At 71.6% G+C, this 8710-nt stretch carries 7 protein-coding genes, 1 tRNA gene and 1 pseudogene; 7 read left to right on the top strand and 2 right to left on the bottom strand.

Annotated features, from left to right (window positions below; all coding sequences use genetic code 11):
- Positions 1–186 precede the first annotated feature (186 nt).
- The 5 genes from ACWGJM_RS45315 (at position 187) to ACWGJM_RS45295 (ending at position 5747) form a co-directional block, all read left to right on the top strand.
- On the top strand, positions 187–1722 hold the full coding sequence (locus ACWGJM_RS45315; protein WP_453417638.1) for an amino acid permease: 1536 nt from the start codon (positions 187–189) through the stop codon (positions 1720–1722).
- A gap of 98 nt (positions 1723–1820) precedes the next feature.
- Positions 1821–1893 (top strand) — tRNA-Lys (locus ACWGJM_RS45310).
- A 321-nt stretch (positions 1894–2214) separates the two neighbouring features.
- The gene (locus ACWGJM_RS45305) at positions 2215–3780 is read left to right on the top strand and encodes a sensor histidine kinase (RefSeq protein ID WP_453417637.1); all 1566 of its coding nucleotides are present in this window, start codon (positions 2215–2217) and stop codon (positions 3778–3780) included.
- A complete protein-coding gene (locus ACWGJM_RS45300) occupies positions 3771–4454 on the top strand; it encodes a LuxR C-terminal-related transcriptional regulator (RefSeq protein ID WP_453417636.1) in 684 nt (227 codons plus the stop codon). The genes ACWGJM_RS45305 and ACWGJM_RS45300 overlap by 10 nt, the downstream gene beginning before the upstream one ends.
- A gap of 138 nt (positions 4455–4592) precedes the next feature.
- Positions 4593–5747 carry an alpha/beta hydrolase family protein gene (locus ACWGJM_RS45295; protein ID WP_453417635.1) on the top strand — a complete coding sequence of 385 codons (1155 nt, stop codon included), beginning with the start codon at positions 4593–4595 and terminating at the stop codon, positions 5745–5747.
- Between the two features lie 60 nt (positions 5748–5807).
- Here ACWGJM_RS45295 and ACWGJM_RS45290 read toward each other — a convergent pair.
- Positions 5808–6758, bottom strand: a pseudogene (locus ACWGJM_RS45290) (L-idonate 5-dehydrogenase); the annotation flags it as partial.
- 327 nt (positions 6759–7085) lie between these two features.
- Here ACWGJM_RS45290 and ACWGJM_RS45285 point away from each other — a divergent pair.
- Positions 7086–7280, top strand: coding sequence for a hypothetical protein (locus ACWGJM_RS45285; protein ID WP_453417634.1), 195 nt, complete (start codon positions 7086–7088; stop codon positions 7278–7280).
- Here ACWGJM_RS45285 and ACWGJM_RS45280 read toward each other — a convergent pair.
- Positions 7264–7971: a TetR/AcrR family transcriptional regulator gene (locus ACWGJM_RS45280; protein ID WP_453417633.1), complete on the bottom strand. Its 708-nt coding sequence runs from the start codon at positions 7969–7971 to the stop codon at positions 7264–7266. The genes ACWGJM_RS45285 and ACWGJM_RS45280 overlap by 17 nt on opposite strands.
- A gap of 122 nt (positions 7972–8093) precedes the next feature.
- On the opposite strand from ACWGJM_RS45280, the gene ACWGJM_RS45275 reads away from it, so the two are divergent.
- Positions 8094–8705, top strand: a complete 612-nt coding sequence (locus tag ACWGJM_RS45275) for an NADPH-dependent FMN reductase (RefSeq protein WP_453417632.1) — start codon at positions 8094–8096, stop codon at positions 8703–8705.
- The last annotated feature ends 5 nt before the right edge of the window (positions 8706–8710 follow it).

Raw genomic sequence — 8710 nt, 5'->3', positions numbered from 1 at the left:
GAGTGAGGTGAAGGAAGGGCCCGTACGACTTCGGTCGTACGGGCCCTTCCGGCGTTCCCGGAGGCCGACAGCGCGGCGGCAGCGTGGAAGCGGCTTTCGCCCGGCAGGGCTACAGGGGCATCTTTTGGCCACACCGAGTCCTTGAGTGACGCATGTCACGCCGCTGGCGAGGGAATCGCTGGGGGCATGACAGATGACGCGATAGCGAGTGGGCTGTCGGACGAGGAACGGCTTGCCCAGCTCGGCTACACCCAGGTCCTCGCCCGCCGTATGTCGGCGTTCTCCAACTACGCCGTCTCCTTCACGATCATCTCGGTCCTGTCCGGCTGCCTGACCCTCTACCTCTTCGGGATGAACACCGGCGGCCCCGCGGTGATCACCTGGGGCTGGGTGGCGGTCGGCCTGATGACGTTGTTCGTCGGCCTGTCGATGGCCGAAATCTGCTCGGCGTACCCGACGTCGGCGGGCCTGTACTTCTGGGCGCACCGCCTGGCGCCGCCGCGTTCGGCCGCCGCCTGGGCGTGGTTCACCGGCTGGTTCAACGTGCTGGGCCAGGTGGCGGTGACGGCGGGCATCGACTTCGGCGCGGCGTCCTTCCTGGGCGCCTACCTGAACCTCCAGTTCGACTTCGAGGTCACCCCGGGCCGGACGGTCCTGCTCTTCGCCGGGATCCTGCTGCTGCACGGCCTGCTGAACACCTTCGGCGTCCGGATCGTTGCCTTCCTCAACAACGTCAGCGTGTGGTGGCACGTCTTCGGGGTGGCCGTCATCGTCGGCGCGCTGACCTTCGTACCGGACCACCACCAGTCGGCGTCCTTCGTGTTCACGAAGTTCGTCGACAACACCGGCTGGGGCAGCGGCCCGTACGTGGTGCTCCTGGGACTCCTGATGGCCCAGTACACCTTCACGGGCTACGACGCCTCCGCCCACATGACGGAGGAGACCCACGACGCGGCGACGGCGGGCCCGAAGGGCATCGTCAGATCCATCTGGACGTCCTGGATAGCGGGCTTCGTCCTCCTGCTGGGCTTCACCTTCGCGATCCAGTCGTACGACAAGGAACTCACGTCCTCGACCGGCGCGCCCCCCGCCCAGATCCTCCTCGACGCGCTGGGCGCGACCTCCGGCAAGCTGTTGCTGCTGGTGGTGATCGGCGCCCAGCTGTTCTGCGGCATGGCGTCGGTGACGGCCAACAGCCGCATGATCTACGCCTTCTCCCGCGACGGCGCGCTGCCCTTCTCGCGCCTGTGGCACACCGTGAGCCCGCGCACCCGCACACCCGTGGCGGCGGTCTGGCTGGCGACGACCGGCGCCCTGGTCCTCGGCCTCCCCTACCTGATCAACAACACGGCGTACGCGGCCGTCACCTCGATCGCGGTGATCGGCCTCTACATCGCGTACGTCGTCCCCACCCTGCTGCGGGTCCGCAAGGGCGCCGCCTTCGCGCGGGGCCCCTGGCACCTGGGCCGCTGGTCGCAGCCGATCGGGATCGTCTCGGTGGTGTGGGTCGGCGTGATCACGGTCCTCTTCATGCTCCCCCAGGTCTCCCCGGTCACCTGGGAGACCTTCAACTACGCCCCGGTCGCCGTCCTGGTCGTCCTCGGCTTCGCGGCGGCCTGGTGGCTGGCCTCGGCCCGCCACTGGTTCCTGAACGCCGACCACGAACGCAACCGGGCCCGGGAGGCGTCCCGCGCGGGGGCGCCCGAACCGGTCGATCCCTGACGGTTCCGCCGCGTTTCACCGTCCGACGCGGCCGCGTCGCCGATACCCGATCGGAGACGCGGCCTCGTCCGGCTATGCTCGGGGAGGCAACATCGCCTGGGCCCTTAGCTCAATTGGCAGAGCAGTGGACTTTTAATCCATTGGTTGTGGGTTCGAGTCCCACAGGGCCTACAGGCCGCAGGTGGGGGTTCACCCCTCTGGCCTGCTACGCAGCGCCCGGGTCGGCTTCGGTCGGTTCGGGCGCTGTGGCGTTTCCGGGCGGCGCCGGTCAGGTGGGTGCGTCGCGGGGAGGGGTAGGAGGGGGTAGGTGTTTGCCTACCCCGGAAGTAGGTATCGGCCCATGGCACTTGTCGGCTCCCTCGCAGCAGCATGATCTCCAGGTCACAGCGCGTGGCCTGGATGACGAGACGGGGGGCGGATATGTGGCCGTTTCCGGTGGGTGGGGCGCCCTGGCCGGGGGGCGTGCTCGTGGCGTTGACCGCGGTTTGCGCGGTGTTGGCCTTCAGGGCGGAGCAGGCGCGGGACCGGCCGGGGCGTACCGCGCGACCGGCTGGGCGGATCGGCTGGCCGGTCGTGGCGGGGCTGGTGGGTACGGCCGCGTACGGCAGTGTGCCGACCCTGCTGTTCGCCCTGCACAACTCCGCCGGATCCGGCGGCTACGTCGTCACCGTGCCGGATCTGCAACCCGACGGGCTGCTCGCGGCGGCGCTGCTGATGGCCGGCCTGCTGGCCACCACGCTGCTCACCTCGGCGAGCGTGCCCAGGCGGTGGGTGCTGCCCGTGGTCGCTGCGGTGACCGGCGAACTGCTGGAATGGACGTACTGGCTCACGCATTCCTCTGCCGGCTATGGGCAGACACTGCTGAACGTCCTGGTGGGCTGCGTGAGCGTCCCGGTGCTCGCCGCCTTCGCCGGTGCGGCTCTGCTCCGGCCGGCGAACGGCAGGCCCGCGCGTCTGGCCGGAGCCGGCGCGTCGAGGTCCGCGCGCTGGGCCCTGCTGCTGCCCGCCGTCGTGGTGATGACCGGTGACCTGCTCGGTCTCGATCTGTGGCGGTTCGCGTCACCGGGCACCGGGATCGGGCCGGCAGTGGTGGGTTACCTGGCGGGACTGGCGCTGCTGACGGCCGTCGTGGCCGGGCTGGTGCGGTGGCCCAGGGCGGCGGCGAACCTGGCTGTCCTGGGGGTGGTGGGGATCGGGGCGTACGACGTCGCCCAGAGCGGGTTCGGACAACACCTGGTGGTGGTGCGGAAGTTCGGCTCCCCGTCCGGGCCGGCGCCGTCCCTCCCCATCGAGATCGCTCACCATGCGTCGGTCCTCGGCGGCATCCAGGGGGCGGTGCTGCTGGCCCTCGGGCTCTGGCTGCTGCCCAGAACCGTGCTGGCGGATGCCGGACGGCTGTTCGGGAGGGCGCCTGACCCGGCGCTGGACCGGCGGGTGCGGGAGCTGACCGAGACACGGGCCGATGCGGTCAGCTCCGCGGCCGCGGAGCTGCGCAGGATCGAGCGAGACCTGCACGACGGCGCACAGGGACGGCTGGTCACCATCGGGATGAACCTCCGGGTCGCCGAGGAGATGATCCACAGCGATCCGCACGAGGCCGCCGCACTCGTCGTGGAGGCCCGTGTGGCCTCGGCAGCGGCACTGGAGGAACTGCGCGGCCTGATCAGGGGGATGCACCCGCCGATGCTGGCCGACCGGGGCCTGGGGGAGGCGGTCCGGGCGCTCGCGCTGGACCTGCCCCTGCCGTGTGAGACCGAGATCGATCTGCCCGGGCGGCTCGACGCCCCGCTGGAGTCGGCGTGCTACTTCGCCGTCGCCGAGGTGGTCACCAACGCCGTCCGGCACGCCTCGGCGCACGGCGTCCAGATCCGCATGGCCCGGACGGACGGGCTGCTGCGCATCGAGGTGGTCGACGACGGGGTGGGCGGCGCGGATCCCGCCCGGGGCACCGGGCTGGCCGGGGTGGAGCGACGGCTGGCGGCCTTCGACGGCATCCTGGCGGTCAGCAGCCCGCCCGGGGGGCCGACGATCGTGGTCATGGAGGTGCCGTGCGCGTAGTCGTCGCGGAGGATCTCTTCCTGCTCCGGGAGGGGCTGGTCAGGCTCCTCAAGGCACGTGGGTTCGAGATCGTGGCGGCCACCGACAGCGCGCCGGGCCTGCTCGGCGCGCTGCTGGAGTTCCGGCCGGACATCGCGATCGTGGACATCAGGCTGCCGCCTGCCCACACCGATGACGGACTCCGTGCTGCGCTGTCCGCCCGGGAACGGATACCCGGGCTGCCGATTCTGCTGCTCTCGCAGTACGTCGAGCAGATCTACGCCCAGGAGCTGCTCGCCGACCAGGCCGGAGGGGTCGGTTACCTGCTCAAGGACCGGGTGTTCAGCGACGACCAGTTCGTCGACGTGATCCGTACGGTCGCCGCGGGTGGCACGGTCATGGATCCCGAAGTGGTCACCAAGCTGCTCGGCCGCGGCAGCCGCGGCGAACGCGGGCCCCTCTCCGGGCTTACCGAGCGGGAACGTCAGGTGCTTGAGCTCATGGCCGAGGGACGCTCCAACAGCGCCATCGCGAACCGGCTCTTCATCAGCGAGAAGGCCGTGTCCAAGCACAGCACCAGCATCTTCACCAAGCTGGAGCTCGCCCCCTCCGACGACGACAACCGCCGCGTGCTGGCCGTGCTCGCCTACCTCATGTCCGCGCCACGTGAAGGCCGCATCCCACCGAGCCACTGAGCTCATCAGGACCGAGACATCGCCGGGCCCGGGCCGGCGGCCCGGGCGCCGGGCGTCGCCCAGTGCTGTCCAGAAACCCAGGGAGGGTCCGTGACAACCACGCCGTTCAGGAATCGAGAAGGAACGACACGCCGTCGCATGCTCGGAGCCGCGCTGGCGGCCGGGGTCACCGTGCCGATCGGTGCCGCCCGCCCCGCCTGTGCGGCTTCGACCGCCCCGGGCCCGGTGCAGCTCACTCTGCCCGTGCCCACCGGACCGTTCCCGGTGGGCACGGTGCCCTTGCACCTCGTCGACACCTCACGTCCCGATCCCGTGGCCGGTCCCGGGCATCACCGGGAGTTGATGGCCGCCGTCTGGTACCCCGCTCGGGGCGTCGAGCGGTATCCACTGGCCCGCTGGACGTCTCCGGCCGTGGCACAGGCGCTCCTCGCGTCGGCGGGCTTTCCGGCCGACGTCGCGGTGGCGCCGCTCACGGCCGGCCATGAGGGTGCGCCGGTTCGGCGAACGGGCGGGCGATGGCCCGTCGTCGTGTTCTCGCACGGTGCGCACGATCACCGGGCGGACACCACCATCGTGGTGCAGGAGCTCGCCAGCCACGGGTACGTGGTGCTCACGGTGGATCACACGTACGACGCGTTCAGCGTGTTCCCGGACGGCCGGCTCACGGTCCCGCTCGACCAACCTGCCCTGACCCCACGGGACTTCGCCACCGACATCCGGTTCGTACTCGACCGCGTCGAGGATCTCGCGGCCGGGCGCCACCCCGACGCCGAACACCGGCGGCTGCCGGCCGGCCTGCTCGGCGCTCTCGATCCCCAGCGCATCGGCATGTTCGGCTGGTCGAAGGGCGCGTCGGCGACGGCCTTGGTGATGAGTGAGGACCGGCGCGTCCGTGCCGGGCTGGGCTTTGACGGGCCGATGCAGCCGGCGGTCACCACCGACCTGGACCGGCCGTTCATGATGATGACCGCCGAGTACCCCCGGGCCACGCAGCCGAGCGTCGCCGAGTTCTGGTCCCGCCTGCGGGGATGGCGGCTCAACATACAGGCGGAGGGCGCGGTTCACTCGTCGTACTGCGACGTGCAGTTCCTGATCCCACAGCTGGCACAGGCCGTCGGGATGAGCGCCGCGGACCTTCGGGGCTGGGTCGGCACCCTCGATCCCGCCCGGGCGGTGCGGATCCAGCAGGCGTACCCGCTCGCCTTCTTCGACCTGCACCTGCCGAACCGGGGGCAGGGGCATCTGCTCGACGGTCCGTGCCCGGCTTTCCCGGAGGTGAAGTTCATCCCATGAAGCGACGGACCGGGTCGGCTTCGGTCGGCTCGGGCGCTGTCTCGTCCTCAGGCCCGCGCGTCACCCGCGCGCCAGATCCAGCAGGACCTTGGAGGCGACCGTACGGTCGTGGGCGATGTCGAAGGCCGCCCGGGCGTCGGACAGCGGGAAGGTGTGCGTCGCGACGGCGTCGACGGACAAGCCGTCGGCCAACAGGCTGATCGCGTCGTCGAATTCGGTGTCGAAACGGAAAGCGCCGCGCAGCTCCAGCTCGCGCGTGACGGTGATGTTCCCCAGCAACGGCACCTCGCCGGGAGGCAGCAGCCCGAGGAGGACGACCGTGCCGCCCCGGCGGGCACGCTCCACGCAGGTCCGCAGTCCCGCGGGCGCTCCGGAGGCTTCCACCGCGACATCGAACGACGTGTCCCACGTGTCGTCCTCCGCGCCGACCTGGACGGTACCGGTGGCACCGCAGGCTTTCGCGATCCGCAGGGGCGTTTCCATCAGGTCGCTCACCACGATCCCGGCGGCACCCTCATGACGCAGGACCGCGGTGACGAGGCAGCCGATCGGTCCGGCGCCGGTCACCAGGACGCGCTTGCCCCGTACATCCCCGGCACGTCGTACCGCGTGCAGGGCCACGGACAGCGGCTCGGCCAACACCGCGCGCCGCAGGTCGAGGTGCGGCGGCAGGGCGCGGATCTGGGCGTCCGGGACGGTGACGTGCTGGGCGAAGCCGCCCTGGACGTGCGGTGTGCGGGCGGCGCTGCCCAGGTAGCGGGTGCCGGCGCACACGTTGCGCCGTCCCGCGCCGCACTCGGCGCAGTGGTCGCACGGGGTGGCCGGGTGCACCGCGACCGGCGTGCCGGGGGCCGGACCGTCCGCACCCGGGCCGAGCGCGGCCACGTGGCCCACGATCTCGTGGCCCAGCACCATCGGCTCCCGCACGGTGAAGTCACCGACCCGGCCGTGGCGGTAGCGCCGCTCCTTGCCGCGAAGGGCGTGGTGATCGACGGGTGAGGCAGGGGCCGGCGCACGACCACGGTCCGCAGGGTGGTTGGCTGTCCCTCGGCCGAGTGAGGGGGGAGTGCGCCGATGCGTCGTCTCGCGCGGGGTGCGACCGGATTCTGGGGGCGGGGCGAAGAGCCGTTGCCCCGGACGGACATGACGGCTTTCCGACGGGCCTGCTTCGTGGCCGCCAGGCGGGTGGGGGGACGGGTGGACGAGCCGGTCCTCGGGGCCGCCGCGAGTTTTCGGGCCGTGTGTGTCCGGGGGCGTGAGGGGGCGCACGTCGCGTTGTGTCATGGGCATCTGCCGGTGGTCGGCTTCGTCGACGCGCCCCCTGTGCCGGGTCGGCCCGTGACGGGGTTCGTGAGCCCGCCGGAGTGGGCCGGCTGCTTCTCGGACGCCGGGCTGCGGATCCTCCACGTGCCGGAGCTGAGTACGCCGCTCACCGAGGTGGATCTGGGCGAGTTGGCGGAGGCGGAGCTCGCGCAGGTTCGGTACTGGCGGCCCGAAGTGCTCGGACAGCTGCTGTTCAACTGGTGGGACTGAGCGGCCCGGTGGCCCGGTAGGCGCGGAGGAAGGCCGCGACACCACCTGTGATCAGGCGGTCCGTCTCCTCCTTGGGCAGCGGCCGGACCCCGTAGTGGGACAGCTGCACGATCGCGTGCGCGGTCAGGGCCGAGAAGTGGGCGCCCGTCAGGCCCGCGTCGCCGTGCACGTCGAGCAGGCCGGCGTCGGCGAGGCCGGTCATCGCCTCGGCCATGGCCTGCCAGACCGGGAGCGGTCCCGCGTCCTGCCATGCCTGGAGGACCTCGGGCGGGACGTGGTCGGCCTCGGCGTGGATGTGGCGGACCAGCGCGAAGTGGTTCGGGTAGTCCGTCATGAGGTCCACGAACGCGCGGGCCAGGGCGACGAGATCGCGTTCCAGGTCCTCGGGGCGGGGCGGGCGCCCGGGGGCCAGCACCGCGTGGAGTCGGGCGAGCTGGGCGTCGCGCACCTCGGTGGAGGTCCAGGCGACGACCGTGCGGAAGAGCTGGGCCTTGCCGCCCGGGAAGTGGTTGTAGAGCGTGCGCGTGGAGATGCCGGCCTCGGCGGCGAGCGCGTCCACCGAGGCGCGGGTGTAGCCCTCGCGGCCGAAGACGGTGCAGGACGCGCGCGCGATGGCGATCTGTTTCTCGAGCTTGCGCGGTGAGACCTCGCGCCGTGCCTGTGCCATCCGGTCGTCGTTGCTGTCGGCCACCAGTCGTCTCCCAGTCTCGCCGTATCTACAACGCACGTTGTAATTTTTACAACGTGCGTTGTAGCTTACCTGAAGGAGCCGCGGCGTGCGGCTCACCCCAAGAGGGATACGAGGGGACACCCATGTCCGCAACCGACAGCACCGACACCACCCCGCTGCGCGTCGCCGTCATCGTCGGCAGCGTCCGCGAGGGCCGCCAGGCAAGCGCCGTCGCCGAATGGTTCCTCGGCACGGCCGCCGGTGACGACGCGCTGGAACTCGACGTCGTCGACCTCGCGGACGTCCACCTGCCGCTGGTCATGCCCGGCTGGGGCGGCACACCGAACCCCGAGGCGGCCGCCGCGCTGAAGGACGTCTCGCCGCGGCTGGACGCCGCCGACGCGTTCGTCGTGATCACCCCCGAGTACAACCACAGCTTCCCGGCGGCCCTGAAGAACCTCATCGACTGGCACCACGGCCAGTGGCAGGCCAAGCCGGTCGGCTTCGTGTCGTACGGCGGTCTCGGCGGCGGGCTGCGTGCCGTCGAGCAGCTCCGGCTGGTCTTCGCCGAACTGCACGCCGTCACGGTGCGCGACTCCGTCAGTCTGCACGGGCCGTGGTCCGGCCTCGGGGAGGACGGCACCCCGCGCGACGCGGCCGTCTGCGCCGGCGCCGCCAAGGGAATGCTCGGGCAACTGGCCTGGTGGGGACGGGCGTTGCGGACGGCCCGCGCCGAACGGCCGTACGCGGCCTGACGGGG

The sequence above is a fragment of the Streptomyces sp. NPDC054834 genome (assembly GCF_053611185.1).
The sequence above is the reverse complement of the archived record's forward strand: the minus strand, read 5'-3'. Positions and strand labels throughout refer to the sequence as shown.

Coding starts and splice junctions, on each gene's coding strand:
- ACWGJM_RS45315 (WP_453417638.1), top strand. CDS start 187: ATGACAGATGACGCGATAGCGAGTGGGCTGTCGGACGAGGAACGGCTT.
- ACWGJM_RS45295 (WP_453417635.1), top strand. CDS start 4,593: ATGCTCGGAGCCGCGCTGGCGGCCGGGGTCACCGTGCCGATCGGTGCC.
- ACWGJM_RS45275 (WP_453417632.1), top strand. CDS start 8,094: ATGTCCGCAACCGACAGCACCGACACCACCCCGCTGCGCGTCGCCGTC.